Origin of the sequence: Achromobacter sp. Root565 (assembly GCF_001427425.1) — a bacterium.
Taxonomy (GTDB): domain Bacteria; phylum Pseudomonadota; class Gammaproteobacteria; order Burkholderiales; family Burkholderiaceae_B; genus Achromobacter; species Achromobacter spanius_D.
The window spans coordinates 2398476-2420187 of the sequence record NZ_LMGO01000001.1; the positions used below are offsets into that span (position 1 = coordinate 2398476).

The 21712-nt window shown below is 65.9% G+C and carries 17 protein-coding genes; 8 read left to right on the forward strand and 9 right to left on the reverse strand.

Annotated features, from left to right (window positions below):
- Positions 1-267 precede the first annotated feature (267 nt).
- The 6 genes from ASD71_RS10745 to ASD71_RS10770 are packed head-to-tail and all read right to left on the reverse strand — an operon-like array spanning position 268 to position 7199.
- The gene (locus ASD71_RS10745) at positions 268-1038 is read right to left on the reverse strand and encodes a hypothetical protein (RefSeq protein WP_056563137.1); all 771 of its coding nucleotides are present in this window, start codon (positions 1036-1038) and stop codon (positions 268-270) included.
- Positions 1039-1081: 43 nt separating this feature from the next.
- On the reverse strand, positions 1082-2101 hold the full coding sequence (locus ASD71_RS10750; protein WP_056563140.1) for an acyl-CoA dehydrogenase family protein: 1020 nt from the start codon (positions 2099-2101) through the stop codon (positions 1082-1084).
- A gap of 6 nt (positions 2102-2107) precedes the next feature.
- The gene (locus tag ASD71_RS10755) at positions 2108-3310 is read right to left on the reverse strand and encodes an acyl-CoA dehydrogenase family protein (protein ID WP_056563143.1); all 1203 of its coding nucleotides are present in this window, start codon (positions 3308-3310) and stop codon (positions 2108-2110) included.
- A gap of 3 nt (positions 3311-3313) precedes the next feature.
- Entirely contained in the window at positions 3314-4282 is a 969-nt protein-coding gene (locus ASD71_RS10760) for a tripartite tricarboxylate transporter substrate binding protein (RefSeq protein WP_056563146.1), read from the reverse strand.
- 32 nt (positions 4283-4314) lie between these two features.
- A complete protein-coding gene (locus tag ASD71_RS10765; RefSeq protein ID WP_056563149.1) occupies positions 4315-6399 on the reverse strand; it encodes an acetate--CoA ligase family protein in 2085 nt (694 codons plus the stop codon).
- Positions 6396-7199, reverse strand: coding sequence for an enoyl-CoA hydratase (locus tag ASD71_RS10770; RefSeq protein WP_056563154.1), 804 nt, complete (start codon positions 7197-7199; stop codon positions 6396-6398). The genes ASD71_RS10765 and ASD71_RS10770 overlap by 4 nt, the downstream gene beginning before the upstream one ends.
- A 113-nt stretch (positions 7200-7312) precedes the next feature.
- On the opposite strand from ASD71_RS10770, the gene ASD71_RS10775 reads away from it, so the two are divergent.
- Positions 7313-8092 carry an IclR family transcriptional regulator gene (locus ASD71_RS10775; RefSeq protein WP_056563158.1) on the forward strand — a complete coding sequence of 260 codons (780 nt, stop codon included), beginning with the start codon at positions 7313-7315 and terminating at the stop codon, positions 8090-8092.
- Between the two features lie 58 nt (positions 8093-8150).
- Here the strand turns inward: ASD71_RS10775 and bktB are convergent, their stop codons facing one another.
- Positions 8151-9332 (reverse strand): beta-ketothiolase BktB, encoded by a 1182-nt coding sequence (gene bktB, locus ASD71_RS10780; protein ID WP_056563162.1) that lies wholly within the window; start codon positions 9330-9332, stop codon positions 8151-8153.
- Between the two features lie 192 nt (positions 9333-9524).
- Between bktB and ASD71_RS10785 the strand changes: the two genes are divergently transcribed.
- The 3 genes from ASD71_RS10785 (at position 9525) to ASD71_RS10795 (ending at position 12416) form a co-directional block, all read left to right on the forward strand.
- The gene (locus ASD71_RS10785) at positions 9525-10679 is read left to right on the forward strand and encodes an acyl-CoA dehydrogenase family protein (RefSeq protein ID WP_056563164.1); all 1155 of its coding nucleotides are present in this window, start codon (positions 9525-9527) and stop codon (positions 10677-10679) included.
- An 11-nt stretch (positions 10680-10690) separates the two neighbouring features.
- The gene (locus ASD71_RS10790) at positions 10691-11695 is read left to right on the forward strand and encodes an acyl-CoA dehydrogenase (protein ID WP_056563167.1); all 1005 of its coding nucleotides are present in this window, start codon (positions 10691-10693) and stop codon (positions 11693-11695) included.
- A 280-nt stretch (positions 11696-11975) separates the two neighbouring features.
- Positions 11976-12416 (forward strand): CBS domain-containing protein, encoded by a 441-nt coding sequence (locus ASD71_RS10795; RefSeq protein WP_056563170.1) that lies wholly within the window; start codon positions 11976-11978, stop codon positions 12414-12416.
- Between the two features lie 93 nt (positions 12417-12509).
- Here the strand turns inward: ASD71_RS10795 and ASD71_RS10800 are convergent, their stop codons facing one another.
- Entirely contained in the window at positions 12510-13274 is a 765-nt protein-coding gene (locus tag ASD71_RS10800) for a TSUP family transporter (protein ID WP_056563173.1), read from the reverse strand.
- A 304-nt stretch (positions 13275-13578) separates the two neighbouring features.
- Between ASD71_RS10800 and ASD71_RS10805 the strand changes: the two genes are divergently transcribed.
- The 4 genes from ASD71_RS10805 to ASD71_RS10820 all read left to right on the forward strand — a co-directional run bounded on the left by ASD71_RS10805 (position 13579) and on the right by ASD71_RS10820 (position 18988).
- Positions 13579-14457: an FxLYD domain-containing protein gene (locus ASD71_RS10805; RefSeq protein ID WP_056563176.1), complete on the forward strand. Its 879-nt coding sequence runs from the start codon at positions 13579-13581 to the stop codon at positions 14455-14457.
- Positions 14447-15334 (forward strand): FxLYD domain-containing protein, encoded by an 888-nt coding sequence (locus tag ASD71_RS10810; RefSeq protein WP_056563179.1) that lies wholly within the window; start codon positions 14447-14449, stop codon positions 15332-15334. Before ASD71_RS10805 ends, ASD71_RS10810 begins: the two co-directional genes overlap by 11 nt.
- Before the next feature lie 259 nt (positions 15335-15593).
- On the forward strand, positions 15594-18185 hold the full coding sequence (acnB, locus tag ASD71_RS10815; RefSeq protein ID WP_056563181.1) for a bifunctional aconitate hydratase 2/2-methylisocitrate dehydratase: 2592 nt from the start codon (positions 15594-15596) through the stop codon (positions 18183-18185).
- 206 nt (positions 18186-18391) lie between these two features.
- Entirely contained in the window at positions 18392-18988 is a 597-nt protein-coding gene (locus ASD71_RS10820; RefSeq protein ID WP_056563184.1) for a hypothetical protein, read from the forward strand.
- 472 nt (positions 18989-19460) lie between these two features.
- Here ASD71_RS10820 and ASD71_RS10825 read toward each other — a convergent pair whose 3' ends face one another.
- Complete coding sequence (locus ASD71_RS10825) at positions 19461-21692, reverse strand: TonB-dependent siderophore receptor (protein WP_056563186.1); 2232 nt, start codon at positions 21690-21692, stop codon at positions 19461-19463.
- Positions 21693-21712 lie beyond the last annotated feature (20 nt).

Below are 21712 nucleotides of genomic sequence, written 5' to 3' on the forward strand. Positions count from 1 at the left end.
GGTGTCTGACACCCTCTGAGACGCAGCGGCAAACCGCCGATCACTTCCCCAGGGTGTCAGACACCTCATTCAGTTCTACATACCACCCAGGGTGTCAGACACCTCATCAGTTCTACATACCACCCAGGGTGTCAGACACCTCATCAGTTCTACATACCACCCAGGGTGTCAGACACCTCATTGGGTCCTACAAACCGGGGGCATACGCCCACACGGCAAATCAAACTCGCCTGCCCGCCGCTCAGGACGCTGCGCTTCTGAATCTCTTCAGAAATGCAGAACGCCGTCAACCGCATGGCGCGTCAGCGAGCGGGCCCAGCGGCGGGCGGGTAGCCCGTACTTACCTTCCACCACCTCGGCGCGGGCCAGCAAGTCAGCCGGCGTGATCGCCAGGCTGGGGCCGGAAAACGCCAAAACGATCTGATTGCCGGCCTCGACTTCGGGCAGCAGCACGATGCGGTCGTCGAAGGCCTTGGACAGGTTGTCGATGTTCTTGCCAAAGCTTTCGTGCCGGCCGAACAGGTTCACGGCCAGGATGCCGACCTCGCCCAGCACGCGGCGGCAGTCGCGGTAGAACTTCACGCTATCGCGCACCGGCCCTTCGGCGGCCGCGTCGTACAGGTCCACCATCAGCACCGGGCAGCGTCCTGCATTGAGCGGATCGGCCACCCAGGCGCCGGCGTCGGTGTGTTCGACCTGCAGCCGGTTCGCGCCCGGCAGGCGGAAGAACATATGGCAGGCGGCGGTGACGCGCGGATTCCATTCCACGGCCAGCAGCGGACCGCGCGTGTGCTTGGCGCAGAACCGCGCAAGCGACCCCGCGCCCAGGCCCAGCATGCCGATGGGATCTTCCTTTGGCGGTTCCAGGAACAGTAGCCAGGCCATCATCTGCGCGGTGTATTCCAGCACCAGGTCGGAAGGGCTCTTGATTTTCATCGCGCCCTGCACCCATTCGGTGTTGAAGTGCAGATAACGCACGCCGTCGACTTCGGATAGCGTCGGCTGGTCGAGTTCGGAGGGAAAGTTGGATTTGTGCATGGGCGCGATTGTAGGCTGGCCGCCCCCTCCCCCGGGCCGCCAGCTACGCCGCCGCTTCCCAGATGCGCTCGAGCAGGTCCGGGCCGGACACTTCGGCTTCCAGGCTGGCCGACAGTCGCAGGACGCGCTTCAAGTACAGAGGCGCATCGCACTCCCAGGTCACCCCCAGCGCGCCGTGCGCCTGGATCGCGTTCTGCGTGGCGCGGCGGCTGGCTTCGACGGCCAGCAGTGGCGCAAACAGGCAATCGGTCGCCGCCGGCGCCGCGCGGTCATCCAGCGCGGTTGCCGCGGCCCAGCCCGCAAGCCGTGCGTCGTCCAGCGCCATCCAGTCCTCGGCCAGCCGATGCTTGATCGCCTGATTGGCGCCGATGGCGCGGCCGAACTGCCGGCGCTCGCGGGCGTACGAGGCGGCCATGTCCAGCGCTGCCGACGCCGCACCCAGCATTTCCGCCGACCGCAACAGGCGCAGACGCGTGCGCAGCAGATTCCAGGTGCCCGGCTTGACCTGGACATCGGCGCTTTCCAGGACAGCGGGATGCGCCGACACCGCGACCGGCATGGTCGGATCCAGTCCGGCCACGCCCGCCACGGCCGCCAGCAGATCCAGCCGCAGGGATGCCGGACCGGTCTCGCGCACGGCAAGGGCCCGCACGCCCTCGCCGGCGCCTTCGATGAAGACCGATCCGTCGGGGCGCAGGGCCGCGTCGGCGTACCAGGTGTCACCAGCCATCATGTCGACGGTCCATTGCGCGATCCCACCGCCCGCCTCGCACAGCGTCGGCAGCAGCGCCATGTTGGATACGAGCGGCAGGCTCAGCAGATGGCGCCCCGCCTCCTCGGCGACGATCCAGGCTTCGCGCATGCCCAAGCCCAGTCCGCCCTGTGTCTCGGGCGCCAGCAAGGCGGGCCAACCCTGTTCGGCCAGATCGCGCCACAGCGCCTGGCGGGCCGGCGCCTCTTGCCGGAAGGCGGCGCGCGCCACGGCCACCGGATGGCGCTGCGACAGGAAACGTTGCGCCGCGTCGCGCAGCATGCGCTGGTCTTCGCTCAGATGCAGATTCATTTGCGGTCAGGCCCTGGGCAGGCCGAGCATCTGCTCGGCGATGATGTTGCGCTGGATCTCGGACGTGCCGGCCAGGATGGTTTCTGCCCGCGACCATAGATAGGCGTGCGTCAGCGGCGCCGCGCGGGCGTCGGCCGCGTCCACGCCCAGGCAGGCGTCCTCGCCCAGCAATTGCAGGGACAGTTCGAGCAGGCGCTGGTGCGCCTCGCTCCAATGGATCTTGGTGGACGATCCTTCCGGTCCGGGGGGATCGCCTCGCATCGCGCCGGCGAGCGCGCGCTGGGATTTCAGCGCCAGCACGTGGCTGTCGGCGGCCAGCCGCGCCCAGCGGTGGCGCACCGATGCCGACGACGCGGGCACACGGCCGTGCCTATCTGCCTGCAGCGCCAGCGCGCGCACCTGACGCAGCTCCTGCGAAAAACGCACGAGACGCGGGATGAAATACGTCCCGCGCTCGAAGCTTGCGGCCGCCATCGCGATGCGCCAGCCCTGGTTCAATCCGCCCAGCAGCGCCTCCTGCGGCACGAACACGTCCTCGAAGAAGACCTCGCAGAATTCGGCTTCGCCCGTGATCTGCCGGATGGGTTCGACCCGCACGCCGGGACTGCGCATGTCTACGAGCAGAAAGCTCAGGCCCTTATGCCGGGGCGCGTCCGGATCGGTGCGCGCCAGCACGAAGCACCATTGCGCCCGGTCCGCAAACGACGTCCAGATCTTGTGACCGTTCAGACGGAAGCCACCGGGCGCCGGTTCCGCTCGCGTACGCACCGCAGCCAGGTCGGAACCGGCGCCCGGTTCGGAATACCCCTGGCACCACACCTCGCGGTTCGACAGGATGCCGGGCAGAAAACGCTGCTTCTGCGCCTCGGACCCGAAATGCAGCAGGGTGGGCGCCAGAATGCCGTGGCCGATCAGGTTCACGCCCAGCGGCGCGCCGCAACGCGCGTGCTCTTCATGGAAGACCGCCTGGCGCGACAGCGGCAGCGCCTTGCCCCCGTAGGCTGCCGGCCAGCCCAGTCCGGACCAGCCGTGCGCACACAGCGTGTCTTCCCACGCGCGCCGGTAGTCCAGATTGCGCGGGGCGGCCCCGCCGGGCCAGGACCGTGCAAATTCCGCGTAGGCCGTGTCGAGCCAGCCCCGAAGCTTCTGCCGAAACGCCTCGTCATCCTGCGCCGTGCTGTCCGGCACGGCGGTTTCCTGCATCGTCATGCCTCACTCCAGCCGGATGTTCGAGTCGCGCGCCACCTTGGCCCACGTGGCCACGTCTTTCTGGATGAACGCGCCGAAGGCCTTGGGATCACTGCCGATGATGTCCAGCCCCAGCCCCTCGAACTGCTTCTTCACGTCGGGCTGCTGCAGGATCTGCGCAAGGTTCTGGTAGAGCTTGTCGATCACCGGTTGCGGCGTACGCGCGGGCGCCACCAGGCCCAGCCACGGCATGGCCGAATAGCCCGGCAAGCCGGACGCATCCACCGTGGGCAGCTCGGGCAATGACGCCGAGGGCTTGGCAGTCGTGACCGCCAGCGCGCGCAGCTTGCCGTCCTTGACGAAGGGGCCCGACGAGGCCCAGGCATCGAACATCACTTGCAGACGCCCTGCGACCAGGTCGTTGAGCGCGGGCGCGCTGCCCTTGTACGGGATGTGCGCCATCTGCACGCCGGCCATGCTGTTGAAGAGTTCGGCCTCCAGGTGGGTCGAACTGCCCGTGCCCACGGAACCGTAGCTCACCTTGCCCGGATTGGCCTTCAGGTAGGCGATCAGCTCGCCGACATTCTTGGCCGGCACCGACGGGTGCACACCCAGCACGTGCACCACGGACGCCACCTGCGTGATTGGCGCGAAGTCCTTGACGGGGTCGTAGTTGACCTTGGCGTAAATGCTGGGCGCAATGCCCAGCGAGGACGCGGCCATCAGCAGCGTATAGCCGTCGGGCTCGGCACGGGACACGTAATCGGACGCGATCATGGTGCCGCCGCCCGGCTTGTTTTCCACGATCACCGGATGGCCCAGTCTGCCGCTCAACTTTTCGGCCAGCAGGCGGCTCATGATGTCGGTCGCGCCGCCGGGCGAGAACGGCACCACGATACGCACGGGGCGGGTGGGGTAGTTGTCCTGAGCATGCGCGGCGCCCGTGGCGCCGATGCAGGCCAGTGCGATGCCGGCCAATAGGGTTTTGATCATGCTTGTCTCCTCCTGGGGGATGCGCGGTCGCGCTACGGGGTTGCGGGCAGGATCAGCGCGTCCAATACGGCAACGCCCTGTCCCGCCTCTTTGATCAGCAAGGGATTCACTTCTATTTGCGCCACCTGTGCGGGCGCCGCAAGCAAGGCGTTGCCCACGGCCACGATGCTCCTGCACGCCGCCGCCAGATCGCCCCGGGGCTTGCCCCGGAATCCATCCAGCAGCGCAAACGCCTTGAGCTCCTGCAACATCTGCAAGGCGATGTCCTCGTCCACCGGCAAGAGCCGGTGGCTGGTGTCCTGGTAGATCTCGGTCAGCACCCCGCCCAGGCCCACCGTCAACACCGGGCCGAAGACCGGATCGCGCGTGGCGCCAATGATGATCTCCGCCACGCCGCGCTCCATCTTCTGGACCACCACGCCGTCGATGCGCGCATCGGGCTGTGCGCGCGCAACCGCCCGCGTCACGTTGGCATGGGCCACACGCACCGCCTCGTCGTCCTCGAGATTCAGCGCGACGCCGCCCGCTTCCGTCTTGTGCGCGATGTCGGGGCTCAGGATCTTCACGGCGACGGGATAGCCCGCCACGCGCGCATCGCGCACGGCGTCTTCCGCACTGCGCGCCACCGGGGTGGTGGCCTGAGGCAGACCGAACGCGGCCACGTAGGCGCGCGCGTCCGCTTCGTTGCACGGCAAGGCCGGCGCGCGGGCCATATCCAATGCGGGCGCCGCCGCCTGCCGCCGGCCCGTGCGCGCGTCACACCACAGCAGATACGGCGCCAGCGCCGCGACGGCCAGGCCCAGGTCCTCGAACACCGCCACTTCCGCCTCGCGCAGCGCCGCACGGCTTTGCGCAAGACCCGTATCGATGGCAACGAACAGCCGCGAATGCTGCCGGGACGCTTCGGCCAAGGCATCGGCCATTCGGTCCAGCATGTAGCCGGGCGCATACACGACCACGGCATCAATGGCGTCCGACGTGCCCAGCGCCTGCAGCACGGTGCGCACAAAGGCGGGATCGTTGACCACGTTGCCGGTCACGTCCACCGGATTGCCGACCATGCCGTAATCGGGAATGCCGCCGCGCAGCACATCCTGCAGATCCGGCGGCAGCTCTGGCAGGTCGAGCCCCGCGCCGATGAACCTGTCGGCCAGGATGGCGCCCAGCGCGCCCGACATCGTCAGCACCGCCACGCGCTTGCCGGCCGTGCGGTGGCGCAGCGTCGCCAGGCTGGCCAGATGCGCCATCTGCGCGAAGTCCGTGGCCTCGATGACATTCAACTGGCGAAAGGCCGCCGCGTACACGCGGCGATCGCCGGCCAGCGCCGACGTGTGCGACTGCACAGCCTGCGCGCCCTTGTCGGTGGCGCCCGCCTTCAGGGCGATCAGCAGCTTGCCCTGGCGTTCCAGTTCGCGGCACGCGCGCACGAAACGGTCGCCATCGCGCAACTGTTCGATGTAGCCGAGCACGATTTCCGTCTGCGGGTCCGCCGCCAGGTATTCCAGGTACTGCGAAAAGTCCAGGCAGGCCTCATTGCCGGTGTTGATGAAGTGCGAAAACGGCAGACCCAGCCGGCGCGCGATCGCGTACACCGCCGCGCACACGTTGCCGCTCTGCGTCAGCAGGCTGACCGAGCCCGGCCCCTCCTGCGCTGGCGCGGTCTTGAAGACCGACGCGAAGGCGGTATGCGCCTGCGTGTTCAGGTTTGCGAATCCCATGCAATTCGGACCCGCGACCGCCATGCCGCTTTCCGACACGAAGGCCACAAGTTCGTCCTGCAAACGCGCGCCCTCGCCGCCTGCCTCGGCAAAGCCCGCGGCGTACACGATGGCCGCGGGGATGCCCCTGGCATGGCAGCGCCGCAACATGGGCGTGACGTCGGCTGCGGCGATGGCCAGCACTGCCAGGTCCACCGGCTCGGGCACGGCTTCGATGTCGGGCCAGCACCGCAGGCCGAAGACTTCCTGGTACTTCGGGTTGACCGGGTAAATGCCGCCCTGGAAGCCAAAGCGTGTCAGCAGCTCCAGCGGCATGCCGCCAATGCGGCCCGGGTTGGCGCTGGCGCCGATCATGGCGATCGAGCGCGGGTTCAGCAGCGGTTCAAGGCGGGAGGTCATGCGGCTTCGCCTTTCTTGTTGCGCTGGATGGCCTGCGCGAGGCCGCGCTCGCGCACTGCCTGGAATTCCTCGCTCAGGTGCGACAACTGATGCGTGTCGAAGTGCGCCGACAGCGCGGTGCGAAAGCCCTGCGCGTCCGCCGTGCGGTTCAGCGACCGCTTGATCAGGCGCAGCCCGAACGGCGGCGCCTGCGCGATGCGCTGCGCCAGCGCCAGCGTGGCGGCGTCCAGTTCCGCTTCGGGCACGACCCGGTTCACCATGCCGATGCGCAGTGCCTCCTGCGCATCGACCTTCTCGCCGGTGTAGAGCATTTCCTTGGCCTTGCGCAGCCCCATGACCCAGGGATGGATCAGGACCTCTGTGGCGGCCGCCGCCAGGGTGTGCCCGACCGGGTCCGAGAAGTACGCCGTGTCCGAACACACCACCAGGTCGCACATGTTGGCGATCATGAATCCGCCGGCCACGCACGCCCCCTGCACCTGCGCCACGGTGGGCTTGGGAAAGTCCCAGATGCGCAGGCAGTACCCGTAGTAGCGGCGGGACTCGTAGTCCCAGCGTTCCTCGACCGTGAAATCGGCGCGCTTTGCCTGGGCTTCCTTCAGGTCGTGCCCGGCCGAGAAATGCGCGCCGCGGCCGGCCAGGACCACCACCCGCACGGTGTCGTCCTGCTCGGCGCGCGAGAGGGCGTCATCCAGTTCGTCCAGCATCTGCTGGCTCTGGGCATTGCGCGCGGATTCGCGGGCCAGACTGATGCGGCATACCGAATCGTGCCGTTCGACGGCCAGGGTGGCGTATTCCATGGTCTCCTCGTCCTTGTCATGCCGCGCCGTCGAATGCGGCGCGATCTCGATGCATTGAATTAACGCACCGCAAATCCTAAAATACAAAATATTCGCATCACTTTTCCCACAATATGAACAACCCAGGTTCCACCGGCGGCACGCAGAGCATGCGCCGCGCGCTCGGCCTGCTGCGCGTGCTGGCGCAGCACCAGGAGGATGGCATCGACCTGCAGGGCGTCATGGCCGCCACCGGCCTGGAACGCTCCACGGCGCATCGCCTGCTCAGCTGCCTGCTCGAAGAGCAGTTCGCGGAACGCGACCGCGCCACCCGCCGTTATCGGCTGGGCGTGGATTCGATGCAACTGGGGTTTGCCGCCTTGCGGCGCACGCCCTTGCTGGACGCCTTGCGTCCGTTCGCGCAAAAGCTGGCACGCCTGTCGGGCGACACCGTGTTCCTGGTGATCCGCCAGGGCGACTACGCGCTATGCCTGCTGCGGGAGGCCGGCTCGTTTCCCGTCAAGGTGTTCACCATCGACCAGGGCGAACGCCGCCTCTTGGGCGTGGGCGCGGGCGGCCTGGCGCTGATGGCGGCTCTGCCCGACGACGAGATCGCCGCGCTGTACGCACGGCATGCGGCCAGCTACGCGCAGATCCGCGTCTCCAGCACCGCGCTGATGAAGGCGGTCAGGCAGACGCGCAATGCGGGATATTCCGAAATCGTGGACACCATCACGCCCGGCGTGTCGGGTGTGGGCGTGGCGTTTCCGGTGTCCGAGCTGACCTGGGTGGCGTTCAGCTTCGGCGCGATCAGCAGCCGGCTCGACGCGCGGCGGCGGGCGCAGATGGGCGCATTGCTGCACGCGGAATGCCAGACGTGGGCCCAGGACTATCTGGGCCAGGAGGCCCAATGAAAAGCCCGCGAAGACACGGGCGATGCCAGGTCTTCGCGGGCCGGTGCTTCCGGACGGATCAGATCCGTTCGAAGATCGCGGCGATGCCCTGGCCGCCGCCGATGCACATGGTCACGAGCGCATAGCGTCCGCCCACGCGCTGCAATTCATGCAGGGCCTTGGTGGCGATGATGGCGCCCGTTGCACCAATCGGGTGGCCCAGGCCGATGCCGCTGCCGTTCGGGTTCACTTTGGCGGCGTCCAGCTTCAGTTCCCGCGACACCGCGCATGCCTGCGCGGCGAACGCCTCGTTGGCCTCGATGACGTCCAGCTGGTCCACCGTCAGACCCGCGCGCTTAAGCGCCGCCTGCGTGGCCGGCACCGGACCAATGCCCATGATGTCCGGGTCCACGCCCGCATGCGCATACGCCACCAGCCGCGCCAGCGGTTTGATCCCGCGCTTGGCGGCAACGGAAGCGTTCATCAGCACCAGCGCGCCCGCCCCGTCGTTCAGCCCCGACGCATTGCCCGCCGTGACCGTGCCGTTTTCCTTCTGGAACACGGGCCTGAGCGTCGCCAGGCTGTCGGCCGTGACGTCGCGGCGCACGTGCTCATCGGTGTCGAACACGATCTCGCCTTTGCGCGACTTGATCTTCACAGGCACGATCTGGTCGCGGAAGTAGCCCGCGTCGATCGCGGCAGCGGCGCGGCGGTGCGACTCCGCAGCCATGGCGTCCTGATCCTGACGGTTGATGCCGAACTTGGCGGCCACGTTTTCCGCCGTGACGCCCATGTGCATCTTGCCGAACGGGTCGGACAGCGCGCCGGTCATCATGTCCAGCATGACGCTGTCGCCCATGCGCGCGCCCCAGCGCTGGGCTGGCGCGATGTACGGCGCGCGGCTCATGCTCTCGGCGCCGGCGCCCACGGCGATGTCGGCGTCGCCCAGCATGATCGTCTGGGCGGCGGACACGATGGCTTGCAGGCCGGATCCGCACAGACGGTTGACGTTGAACGCGGGCGTTTCCTTGGAAATGCCGGCATTCATCGCGGCCACGCGCGACAGGTACATGTCGCGCGGCTCGGTATTGATGACGTGGCCGACCGCAACGTGGCCCACTTCGTCGCCAGAAACGCCCGCGCGTTCCAGCGCGGCGCGGATGACGGTGGCGCCCAGATCGCAGGGGGGCACATCCTTGAGCGCGCCGCCGAAATCCCCGATGGCGGTGCGGACGGCCGAAGCGACGATGACTTCATTCATGGTGTTTCCTCCTTGTGGTGCGTTGTGGGTCGCGCGATGCGGTCCATGAAGTGCGTTCCATCATACTGCCCGCGACTCGATACAAAACCCATATCGCAAAGCCACAAAATAATATTGGACAGCTATCGGCGCGTTCCCGGATAGTGGCCGTCGGCGCCTGTCGCGGCGCCCTAGCCCGACCCGGAGCGACTGATGATCGACACGCTGGAACTCACCGCCATTCCTCCCGAGGATGAAGCCTTGCGCACCGAGGTGCGCGCCTTTCTGGCCGATGCGCTGGACGGCCTGGAGCCCGACGAACGCGCCCGTTCGTGGATGGGTTTCGACGCGGGCTTCAGCCGGCAGCTTGCCGAACGTGGCTGGCTGGGCCTAACGCTGCCGCGCGAATACGGCGGCGCGGCGCGCGGCCATTTTGCGCGGTTTGTGTTGTCCGAGGAATTGCTGGGCGCGGGCGCGCCGGTGTCGGCCCACTGGATTGCCGACCGCCAAAGCGCGCCGCTCATCCTGAAGTACGGCACGCCTGCGCAAAAGGATTTTTATCTGCCGCGCATCTGCGCCGCGCAGGCATTCTTTTGCATCGGCATGAGCGAGCCGGGCTCTGGCTCGGACCTGGCCAGCATCCGCACCCGGGCTGAACCCGGGGCGGGCGGCTGGCGCTTGAACGGCAGCAAGATCTGGACGACGAACGCGCACCGTTCGCACTACATGATCGCGCTGGTCCGCACGTCGGGCACGGCCCAGGACCGGCATCAGGGGTTGTCGCAGGTCATCGTGGATCTGTCGCTGCCCGGCGTGACGGTGCGCCCGATCGAAGACCTGGCGGGCGACGCGCACTTTTCCGAAGTCTTCTTCGACAACGTCGAATTGCCCGCCGAGGCGCTGATCGGCGAGGAAGGCGGCGGCTGGGCGCAAGTGAATGCGGAACTGGCTTTCGAGCGCAGCGGCCCCGAGCGACTGTATTCCAGCGTCGCGCTGTTGGAGTGCTGGCTGGCGCATTGCCGCGATGACGATAGCGATGCCGATGCCGCCAGCCGGACAGCGCTGGGCAGCATCCTGTCGCAGATGGCGGTGTTGCGCGCGATGTCGCTGGCCGTGGCCGGCAAACTTGCCGCCGGCCTGAGCCCGGCCACGGAAGCGTCGCTGGTCAAGGATCTGGGCACCGAGCTTGAACAGGCGATTCCGCGACTGATCGGCGATTCGCTGGGCCGGCGGCCGGAGCGTCCCGTGCCCTTGCCGCTGCTGCGCACCCTGGCCTATCTGGAACAGGTCGCGCCGACGTTTTCGCTGCGCGGGGGGACCCGTGAAATTCTGCGCGGCATCATTGCCCGCGGCCTTGGCCTTCGATAAGGACGACCGTCATGGACAACATTTTTGGCGATGCCGCCGAACGCCTTTTCGCGCAGACCTGCACCCCGGATGTCATCCGCCGCGCCGAACAGGGCCAGCCCTCCGGCGACGCGTGGCGGGCCTGCGAGGAAGCGGGATTCGCGGATGCGTTGGTGCTGGAGGATCATGGCGGCGCGGGCCTGGGTCTGGCCGATGCGCTGCCGGTGGTGGTGGCGGCGGGGCGGCACCTGTGCCCGTATCCCATCGCCCACACGTTGCTGGCGCGCGCCTGGCTGAGCCGCGTGCAGCGGCCGCAGGCGTCAGGCGCCATCGCGCTTGCGCCGCAAGGCCTTGCCATCGACGACGGGCGCGTCGCGGGCACGAACGTGGCCTGGGCGCGGAGCGCTGACTACGTGCTGGCCGGCATTGGCGGCCAGACCTGGCTGCTGCCCATGCAGGCGGCGCGCATCGAACCCAACGGCGTGCATGGCAGCCTGGACGGCGGAGTGTCCTGGGCGCTGGCCGACGCCGAACGCATCGACCACGTGGCGCCGCTGGAGACGCTGGCAGCCAGCGCCTATACGGGGTTGATCGCGGGCGCCATGGACCGGGTGCTGGCGATGACGCTGGACTACGCCAACCAGCGCACGCAATTCGGCAAGCCCATCGGACGTTTTCAGGCCGTGCAGCAGCAGATCAGTGAAATGGCCGAACAGGTGTGGGCCGCCCGCATGGCGGCGCAACTCGCCTTCCAGGGCGAGGACGGCCTGCCCCGCCCGCTGCTCGCCGCGCTGGGCAAGGCCCGCGCCAGCCAGGCTGTGCCGCGCGTGGCCGACATTGCACACGCGGTGCACGGCGCCATCGGCGTCACCGCGGAACACGACCTGCAGCTTTACACGCGCCGTCTGCGCGAATGGCGGCTCGCGGCGGGATCGGAATCGCATTGGCATGATCGTATCGGGGCTGACGCCCTGGCCAGCCGCAGCGACGCGCTGACCTATCTGCGCACGGCGTTGTACGGCAAGGAAACTGCTTAAGCGCGGATCGGCGCGGCGACGTGCCGCTGTCCGCCCTCCGCGTGCGGGACTTGGGCAGCCCCCAAAACTGGCGGGCATCTTCACTGGCGAAGATAGCCAGCCAGCATTTCGCGTCAAACACACGATGTAACGCGCGCGGCTTGCGGCAATGCCGCAGGCAGGCTTAGGATGGTGCATGGTTACACGGTGGCAATTGGGCAGTTGCCGGTCGCCCCAGGGTGTCAGACACCTGCCGCAAGCCAACGATCTTCGAACCACATCACCGATTCGGGAGCACATCGTGAAGACAGTTGCTGAGCTTCTCAGAGAAAAGGCCAATCACGCCGTTGTGACGGTTTCGCCGGACTCGTCGGTCTTCGACGCGATCAAGACGATGGCCGACCGCGGCATCGGGGCGGTGGTGGTGGTGGAAGGCGACGTGGTGCTGGGCATGCTGACCGAACGCGACTACGCCCGCAAGATCGTGCTGCAGGACCGCTCGTCGCGCACGACCAAGGTGCGCGACATCATGACGGACTCGGTGTATTACGTCAGTCCCACCGATACGCGCGAACACTGTATGGCCATGATGACCGAGCGGCATTTCCGCCATCTGCCGGTCATCGACAACGACAAGCTCATCGGATTGCTATCCATCGGCGACCTGGTCAAGGATGTGATGAGCGAGCAGAAATTCATCATTCATGAACTTGAGCGCTACATCACGGGAGAGCGCGGCTGACCGATGGATGGGGCTGGCCGCACTTGGCCGGCTGCACCTAGCCGGCCGCAGCTAGTTGGCCGCACTTAGCCGGCCGCACCTAGCGGGCCGCACCTAGCCGGCCGCCAATATTCTCGTCGCCGGGACGATGAGGCCCAGGCCTGCGGCCAGCAGCAGCACGAATACCATGCGCTTGACCTTCTTCATCGAATTCTCGGTGCTGTAGCGGCGCGCAAACCACGTTACGCCGATCACCACCGGCAGCGCCTGCACGCTCAGCCAGAACGACGACGCCATGAATGCGCCCTGCCCGGTCACGAGCGCCAGGCGCACAGTGGCGTTGAGCGAAAACAGAATCAGCAGACTGTTGCGGATGGTGGCCAGCGGCAGCGGCTGGCGGTACAGGTGATAGACCATGGGCGGACCGGCGCTGGAAAACAACCCGCCCAGCACGCCCGACACGCCGCCAAAAAACACGCTGGAAGTTCGCGACGACAACTGCGCGAGCGGCTGGGTGCGGGTCACGAGCAGGATGGCGCAGGCCAGGATGGTGACGCCCAGCAGCAACTGCAGCAGCACCGCCATCGACCCGCTGATCCACGTCAGCGCGGCCACACCGACCCCCACGCCGGCCAGGCTGCTGACCGCGGCGGGCGTCAGCAGCGACCAGTTTATTTGCGGTTTGGCGCGCAGCAAGGTAACGCCCGCATTGACCAGCGACAGCACGCTGACCACGTTGGCCACCTCGGACACCGAAGCAAGCTGGAACACGCCCGACAGGCCCAGCAGCACCAGGCCGAATGCAAAGCCCGTCATCGTCTGGGCATAGGTGGCAAGCGCCACGCAGGCCAGAAACAGCAAATGTTGATAGATGCTCATGCAGGAAGAGCCAGACCTCGGCTCTGCCCGGCTGCGCGCCAGGGCGGCAGAGAGCGGATCGACGGGAAACGGCGTGGTAATGGTTGACGCGACAACGATTTTTCGCGGGGCATGATAGCACCGGGCGGCCGCGGCATTCCGGCCCCAGCAGCGCCGATTCCACACATATGGTCACAAACTGATGCGCTCATGCACCCCGGGGGTGGCCGCAGGCCGCTATTCTTGCCGCCCGGTAAGCCCCACCCGCCGGTCCCGCCGCGCCATCCCGGTTCGCGGCATGCGGCCGGCCCGCCTGCGTAGCGAGATGACGCCCAAACAGACCACGATCAACACAGTGACGCTGACCTGCTCCACATGCGGCAGCGCCCAGTTCACCAAGCTGGACACCAACGAATACCAGTGCAGCCACTGCCACGCAGTGACGCTGGTCGAAGACAACGTCGCGCAGCGGCTGGAAAAGATCCTGCGCAACATCCAGCAGCCGAAGCCGGCGCCCATCAAGCCCGCCGCTATCGCGGCGATCTCGGTGGCGATCCTGGCCGCCGTCCTCATCCCGCTGGCCGTCTCGTCCCTGGGTTCGCGGCCGTCGCCTGCACCGGCCCGCATCGTCGAACCGCCCATCGACGCCTCGCTGGTCAAGCTGACCGATGTGCAAGAGGTGAAGACGCGCGGCCGCACCGAGCTGGTCATGATCGTGCGCAACGAGACCGGCCGGAAGATCGACGTGCCGCGCGTGACTGCATCGTTCTTCCAGGGCGACCTGTCGCTGTCCACCGTATCGGGTTCGGCGCCCGCGCGCTCGCTGGAACCGGGGGAATACACCCCGCTGAAAATATCGGCGCCGTCCAAGGCATACAGCCGCTACGACCTGCAGGTGAGCACGCCATCGCGCGCGCGCGGCAAGAACAACGACGTGGCTGCCAGCAAGGTTCAGCTCGTGCGCAATGACGGCAATTACCGTCTGGTCGGCCTGATCCGCAACCAGGGAACCAGCCCGGCCAGCAGCACGCAGATCACCGTGATGCTGTACGGCGCCGACGGCAGGCTGATCGGCACGGGCAACGGCTATGCCACCGCCAGCCCGCTGGCCCCCGACGCGCTGACGTCCTTCGATGTGCGCTGCGAAATGCTGCGCGACGGCGAGGTCGCCTCCTACGATTACATGGTGCAAAGTGAAAGCTGACCCCTCCTCCTCCCGGCGCCCGTCGCGGCCGGCCCTGGCAGGGCTGGCGCTGATCCTGTTGGCCGCGGGCGGATATGCCGCGTGGAAATACACCTTGCCGAATGGCGCCAGCCAGCCCTCGGCGCAGGCTGCGGCCAAACCGGCCACGCCGGTGGCCGAGCCGCCCGCCAGCCGCATCGTGCGCGTCAGTCCGGCCAACACGCGGGTCATCGACCACGTCCGTCTGACCACCGAGGAATTGCTGGACCCGGATTTCACCCTGTTCGATACCGGGGCGCTGAAGCTGTCTGCTCCCCGCCGGCTGCTGGACGAAATCGAGCGCCCGGTGCTGTATGCGGAACTGGTCAACACCAGCGACCAATACGTTGCGCTGTCGCCGCGTGCGGAAATCGCGGTGTTCGACGGATCGCGCCCGCTCGAGCTGCGCCAGTCCTGGAGCCTGCCCACGCACCTGTATCCCGGCGAGCGCGTGCCCGTGGCGCTGACCGGACGCGTGGAACGCTTTACGGAAATCAAGACGAACTGGCTGCCCGCCAAGCGCGCCGCCCTGCCCGGCCCCCGGCCGCACCTTGCCGTGACGGTCGAAAACACCGAAGCCGCCATCGGCACCGGCACGCTGAACTTCAGCTACCGGTTCCGTTACAAGTACGTGACGGTGCACGGCCGGGTGCGCAACGACAGCGCCAGCGAGGTCGAGAAGGTGCGCGTGTGGGTCAGCCTGTACGACGCCCAGGACCAGCTCTCCGGCGCCACATTCCAGGAACTGCGTGTGCCGCGCCTGCCGCCCGGCGACAGCGCGCCGTTCCAGGTCGACGTCAAGCAGTACGGCGGCAATTTTGCCCGCGTCGGGGTGGTGTACGACGCCACGGCGCCCTGACCGGCTGGCGGCGGGGTATTTCCGAAGCGGCCCGGTCGGCCGCTTTTTCATTGCGCGGCGCCTTGGCCGGCTGCTGTCCGGCGGGCACGCCCGCCCCACCGGCGCCTGCCGCCCGGCACCAGGCCCGGACGTCGCCGCCGCACAACAGCTATCGACCCAAGTCTTATATAAGATATAAGACATTTGCTACCGGCCCCCACTTGCTTCTACAATTCCGGCCGACAACCCTTCTTCCAACCCGACTTTAAGCAGGCCTCACATGCTGGATACTTACCGCCAACACGTCGCCGAACGCGCGGCTCTGGGGATCCCCCCGCTGCCCCTTACGGCCAAACAAACCGCTGAACTGATCGAACTGCTGAAGAACCCGCCCGCTGGCGAGGAGCAGAATCTGGTCGAGCTGCTGACGTACCGCGTGCCGGCCGGCGTGGACGATGCCGCCAAGGTCAAGGCTTCGTACCTGGCCGCCGTGGCGCTGGGCAAGGAAGCTTGTGCGCTGATCAGCCGAGCCAAGGCGACGGAACTGCTGGGCACGATGCTCGGCGGCTACAACATTGGCCCGCTGGTCGACCTGCTGGACGATGCGGAAATCGGCACCATCGCCGCCGATGCGCTCAAGAAGACCCTGTTGATGTTCGACGCCTTCCACGACGTGAAGGAAAAGGCCGACAAGGGCAACGCCAACGCCAAGTCCGTGCTGCAAAGCTGGGCCGACGCCGAATGGTTCACCAGCCGTCCGGAACTGCCGGAAAGCCTGACCATCACGGTCTTCAAGGTTCCTGGCGAAACCAACACCGACGATCTGTCGCCCGCCCCCGACGCCACCACGCGTCCCGACATCCCGATGCACGCGCTGGCGATGCTCAAGAACAAGCGCGATGGCGCTGCGTTCGAACCGGAAGAAGACGGCAAGCGCGGCCCGGTCAAGTTCATCGAATCCCTGAAGGAAAAGGGCCACCTGGTCGCCTACGTGGGCGACGTGGTCGGCACGGGTTCGTCGCGCAAGTCGGCCACCAACTCGGTGCTGTGGTTCACGGGCGAAGACATCCCCTTCGTGCCGAACAAGCGCTTTGGCGGCGTGTGCCTGGGCAACAAGATCGCCCCGATCTTCTACAACACGATGGAAGACGCCGGCGCGCTGCCGATCGAACTCGACGTTTCCAAGATGGAAATGGGCGACGTGGTCGAACTGCGCCCCTACGACGGCAAGGCCATCAAGAACGGCGAAGTCATCGCCGAATTCGAGGTCAAGTCCGACGTGCTGTTTGACGAAGTGCGCGCCGGTGGCCGCATTCCGCTGATCATCGGCCGCGGCCTGACCGCCAAGGCCCGCGAAGCGCTGGGTCTGGCGCCCTCCACGCTGTTCCGCCTGCCCAAGGATCCGGTCGATTCCGGCCGCGGCTACACGCTGGCCCAGAAGATGGTCGGCCGCGCCTGCGGCCTGCCGGAAGGCAAGGGTATCCGCCCGGGCACCTACTGCGAACCGAAGATGACCTCGGTCGGCAGCCAGGACACCACTGGCCCGATGACCCGCGACGAACTGAAGGACCTGGCCTGCCTGGGCTTCTCGTCTGACCTGGTGATGCAGTCGTTCTGCCACACCGCCGCCTACCCCAAGCCCGTCGACGTCAAGACGCACCACACGCTGCCTGAGTTCATCAGCACGCGTGGCGGCGTGTCGCTGCGTCCCGGCGACGGCGTGATCCACTCGTGGCTGAACCGCATGCTGCTGCCCGACACCGTCGGCACCGGCGGCGACTCGCACACCCGCTTCCCCATTGGCATCTCGTTCCCCGCCGGCTCGGGCCTGGTGGCTTTCGCCGCCGCCACGGGCGTCATGCCGCTGGACATGCCGGAATCGGTGCTGGTCCGCTTCAAGGGCAAGCTGCAACCTGGCGTCACCCTGCGCGACCTGGTCAACGCCATTCCGCTGTACGCCATCAAGCAAGGCCTGCTGACGGTTGCCAAGCAAGGCAAGAAGAACATCTTCTCCGGCCGCATCCTGGAAATCGAAGGCCTGCCCGACCTGAAGGTCGAACAAGCCTTTGAACTGTCGGACGCCTCCGCCGAACGTTCGGCCGCCGGCTGCTCGGTGTTCCTGAACAAGGAACCGATCATCGAGTACATCAACAGCAACATCGTGATGCTCAAGTGGATGATCGCCAACGGCTACGAAGACGAGCGCACGCTGGGCCGCCGCATCAAGGCGATGGAAGCCTGGCTGGCCGACCCCAAGCTGCTGGAGCCGGACGCCGACGCCGAGTACGCCGCGATCATCGAGATCGACCTGGCCGACGTGCATGAGCCCATTGTCGCCTGCCCGAACGACCCCGACGACGTCAAGACGCTGTCGGAAGTTGCTGGCGCCAAGATCGACGAAGTGTTCATCGGCAGCTGCATGACCAACATCGGCCACTTCCGCGCAGCCTCCAAGCTGCTCGAAGGCAAGCGCGATATCCCGGTCAAGCTGTGGGTCGCTCCCCCGACCAAGATGGACGCCACGCAACTGACCGAGGAAGGCCACTACGGCGTGTTCGGCACTGCCGGCGCACGTACCGAAATGCCGGGCTGCTCGCTGTGCATGGGCAACCAGGCGCAGGTCCGCGAAGGCGCGACGGTCATGTCGACCAGCACCCGCAACTTCCCGAACCGCCTGGGCAAGAACACGAACGTGTACCTGGGTTCGGCGGAACTGGCCGCCATCTGCTCGAAGCTTGGCCGCATCCCGACCAAGGACGAGTACATGGCCGACATGGGCGTCATCAACAAGAGCGGCGACCAGATCTACCAGTACCTGAACTTCGACAAGATCCCCGACTACAAGGACGTGGCGGACGTGATCGAGGTCTGATCCCGATCCCCCTGCCAGGCCCTGCGGCCTGAACAACGGCCCCGTGCAATCGCCCGGGGCCGTTTTTTTTGCCTCTATCCGGGCAATTCGGATTGGCGCGGAGGCTGTATAACGAAACGTTTCAATACAATCCAGGCATGCCGGTGAAACGTCGGCCGCCAACGCCGGGGAAGCCCCGGCGCATTTTTCCTGGAGGAAGCCTGCCAATGATCCGGCTATTGCCGCCGACGCTGTTGCTGACGCTAGCCGGCTGCGCCACCGCGCCGCCCTCGAATCCCGACAACATCTGCGCCATCTTCCGCGAAAAACCGGAATGGCACGACGCGGCGCTGGACGTGCAGAAGAAATGGGGCGCGCCGGTGCCGGTGCCGATTGCGATGATGTACCAGGAGTCGTCCTTCAAGCACGACGCGCTGCCGCCGCGCTATTACTTCCTGGGCTTCATCCCGTGGGGCCGCGTCAGTTCCGCTTACGGTTATGCGCAGGCCAAGGACGAAACCTGGGCCGATTACAAGCGCGAAGCGGGCGGCTGGACATCCAGCCGCGACAACTTCGCCGACGCGCTGGACTTCATGGGCTGGTACATGAGCAAGACGCAGCGCATCAACGGCATCTCGAAATGGGATGCGTACGGGCAGTATCTGAACTACCACGAAGGCTGGACCGGTTACCGCAACCGTAGTTACGACCGCAAGGCGTGGTTGAAGACCGTATCGCAAAAAGTGCAGGCGCGCGCGGAAAAGTTCACGGCGCAGTACAAGAGCTGCGAATCGAGCCTCTCGCGGGGCGGTTGGTTCTGGTGAGACACCGATTGGGGTGTCTGACACCCCGCTCGGATGATCCACGGTGTCTGACACCCGCTGAGACGCCGTTGCAAGCTGACGACTGTCTCCCCAGGGTGTCAGACACCTTCGCGCACGCGACAAAAAATACTGGTGTCTGACACCCGCTGAGACGCCCTCGCAAGCCGACGACTGTCTCCCCAGGGTGTCAGACACCTTTGCGCACGGTTGCTGCGACAAAAAAATGCTGGTGTCTGACACCCGCTGAGACGCCCTCGCAAGCCGACGACTATCTCCCCAGGGTGTCAGACACCTTTGCGCACGGTTGCTGCGACAAAAAATACTGGTGTCTGACACCCGCTGAGGCGCCCTCGCAAGCTGACGACTGTCTCCCCAGGGTGTCAGACACCTTTGCGCACGGTTGCTGCGACAGGCAAAAAAAATCCCGGCGCAAGGCCGGGATTTTTCATGCGCGGGCATCAGCCCGCCGCGATCAGAAGTCCATGCTCGCCGACAGCGAGAATGTGCGCGGACCGCCCAGGACGAGGTAGCCAGAGCCAGGATAACCGCCGACCGAAGCCCAGTAATTGCGGTTAGCGATGTTCTCGACACGAGCGCGCAACGTCAGCGTATGGCCGCCCACATCTGTCATGTATCGAACCCCGGCGTCAAAGCGCGTCCAGCCCGGCACCTTCAGAGTGTTTTCCGCATTGGCATATGACGAGCCGGTGTAGACGACTCGGCCGTCGACCGTCAGACCTTGAACACCAGGAATGTCCCACTCTGCACCCATCGTGGTCTGGAATCGCGGCACACCGATTACACGATTGCCATTGATAGCCGAGTCGCCGGTGGAGCGCTGTTCAGCATCCAACCAAGTGAAACCACCCAGCAAGCGGACACTGCGGGTCACTTCACCAAAGACGTTCAGCTCAACGCCTTGATGGCGGTCCTTTCCAGCCTCCTTAAACGTCAGATCCGAAAGATCAGTGTAGGCCCGAGGCTTGTCAGTGGTGAAAAGCGCAAGCGTTGATCCAAAGTACTCGCCCTCGTACTTCACGCCAATTTCTTTTTGTTTGGCGACATACGGAGCCAAGCTTTGGCCCCCGTTTGCGACGGGAAGCGTTCCGGAGCCAGTATTAACAGTACTGGGAGCAGAATCGCCCGCGACCAGTGCCTCAATGTAGTTAGCGTAAAGCGACACATTCGGCGAAACCTTCACAACGAGCCCCGCAGCAGGGGAGTTATGACTTGCATCGTATGCGCTGGTCTCTTCGCCGCTGTCGTAGTCGTAGCTGCGACTGGACAGACGTTGATGCCGAACCCCCGCCGTAAACAGAACGCGGTCATCGAAGAAGGACATCGTATCGCCGAAAGCGAAGCTGCTCATCTTGATCCGACCAGTCAACGTCGGATCGTCCATATTTCCCTTCCCCGAAGTCAGTGGCGGTGCGTCGTAATAGGAAGTAGGGTTATATATATTGGTTTGACGCAACCCGCCCAACGCATATGCGTTGTCCTTCTTCAACTGGAAAAACGACGCTGAAGCGACAAACTCATGGCCTACTGGGCCGGTTTGCGCCTTAGCACGGAGTCCAAACTCGCCAGTGTCGACGCGGTCCTCGCGCACGTTATCAAATCGAGAAAACTGTGCGGCGCCAGTGCTTCCATTCGTCACCGTTACGTTGCCAAGCGAATTTGACTCGTCACTGCGGCGGAAGCCGTATGCCGCCCAACCTGTCAATTTATCGCTAAAGTCATGCTCGGCCCGGACCGTGCCGAATAAGTCGCGCTCGTTGGAGTACGACCAAGGCTGAGCAAAGTTAGAGCTGGCGTCCGGTGCATCGGGAACCACCGTCACGTCTTTCGCCAACGTCACGTTCGGACGCGTGCGCTTCAATTTGTTTTCTTGCCAGCCGATATCTGCCGAAAGGCGCGTATCGGCCGATCTCCAGTCCAGCCCTAACGAAACCAGACTCGTACGTGAGTGCTCATCGTCAACGCCAGTGTCGCCGCTTCGTTGGGCAGCATTCAAGCGAATCCCCGTGTTTTCATCTGGTCCAAAGCGACGCGCCACGTCGGTCGAAAGCAAGAACTGACCGCCGCTCGCCACGCCCGTGGTGACGCGCGTCAGCGGCTCATTCGGCGCGCGCTTGGGCACCAGGTTGATCACGCCGCCGATACCGCCGCCGCCCGGCGTCGCGCCCGTCAAAAAGGCAGTTGCGCCGCGCAGCACTTCCACGCGCTCGAACAACTCGGTGGCGATGTATTGGCGGGGCAGCAGGCTATACAGGCCGTTGTAGGCCACGTCGTCCGAACTCAGAATGAAGCCGCGAATGAAATACGACTCTTGAAAATTGCCAAAGCCCCGCGCCACGCGCACGCCAGCATCGTTCTGCAGCACGTCGCCCACGCTCTTGGCCTGGCGGTCCTGGATCAGCTCGTTGGTGTAGCTGGTGACGCTGAACGGCGTGTTCATGAAGTCCTCGGTCCCGAGGATACCCACACGGCCGCCGCGGGCCACTTGGCCGCCCGCGAACGGCGCCGACAGGCCGCCGGCGGACGCGTCCGCGCTGGCCTCGACCCGGATGGCGTCCATCGAGGTCACGGGGCCACTGGTCGTGGCGGGTTGGATCTGGGGGGCAGTCTGGGGCGCGGTCTGGGCGTGGACGGCGCCAAAGCACGGCAGCGCGGCGGCCATGCAAGCGAGAGTTCTGATTTTCATATCGGGACGCTGGTGGTGCG

What these genes read in the sequence shown, in the direction of transcription:
- ASD71_RS10745 (WP_056563137.1), bottom strand. Translation starts at nt 1,038, where the DNA reads ATGCACAAATCCAACTTTCCCTCCGAACTCGACCAGCCGACGCTATCC.
- ASD71_RS10750 (WP_056563140.1), bottom strand. Translation starts at nt 2,101, where the DNA reads ATGAATCTGCATCTGAGCGAAGACCAGCGCATGCTGCGCGACGCGGCG.
- ASD71_RS10755 (WP_056563143.1), bottom strand. Translation starts at nt 3,310, where the DNA reads ATGACGATGCAGGAAACCGCCGTGCCGGACAGCACGGCGCAGGATGAC.
- ASD71_RS10760 (WP_056563146.1), bottom strand. Translation starts at nt 4,282, where the DNA reads ATGATCAAAACCCTATTGGCCGGCATCGCACTGGCCTGCATCGGCGCC.
- ASD71_RS10765 (WP_056563149.1), bottom strand. Translation starts at nt 6,399, where the DNA reads ATGACCTCCCGCCTTGAACCGCTGCTGAACCCGCGCTCGATCGCCATG.
- ASD71_RS10770 (WP_056563154.1), bottom strand. Translation starts at nt 7,199, where the DNA reads ATGGAATACGCCACCCTGGCCGTCGAACGGCACGATTCGGTATGCCGC.
- ASD71_RS10775 (WP_056563158.1), top strand. Translation starts at nt 7,313, where the DNA reads ATGAACAACCCAGGTTCCACCGGCGGCACGCAGAGCATGCGCCGCGCG.
- bktB (WP_056563162.1), bottom strand. Translation starts at nt 9,332, where the DNA reads ATGAATGAAGTCATCGTCGCTTCGGCCGTCCGCACCGCCATCGGGGAT.
- ASD71_RS10785 (WP_056563164.1), top strand. Translation starts at nt 9,525, where the DNA reads ATGATCGACACGCTGGAACTCACCGCCATTCCTCCCGAGGATGAAGCC.
- ASD71_RS10790 (WP_056563167.1), top strand. Translation starts at nt 10,691, where the DNA reads ATGGACAACATTTTTGGCGATGCCGCCGAACGCCTTTTCGCGCAGACC.
- ASD71_RS10800 (WP_056563173.1), bottom strand. Translation starts at nt 13,274, where the DNA reads ATGAGCATCTATCAACATTTGCTGTTTCTGGCCTGCGTGGCGCTTGCC.
- ASD71_RS10805 (WP_056563176.1), top strand. Translation starts at nt 13,579, where the DNA reads ATGACGCCCAAACAGACCACGATCAACACAGTGACGCTGACCTGCTCC.
- acnB (WP_056563181.1), top strand. Translation starts at nt 15,594, where the DNA reads ATGCTGGATACTTACCGCCAACACGTCGCCGAACGCGCGGCTCTGGGG.
- ASD71_RS10820 (WP_056563184.1), top strand. Translation starts at nt 18,392, where the DNA reads ATGATCCGGCTATTGCCGCCGACGCTGTTGCTGACGCTAGCCGGCTGC.
- ASD71_RS10825 (WP_056563186.1), bottom strand. Translation starts at nt 21,692, where the DNA reads ATGAAAATCAGAACTCTCGCTTGCATGGCCGCCGCGCTGCCGTGCTTT.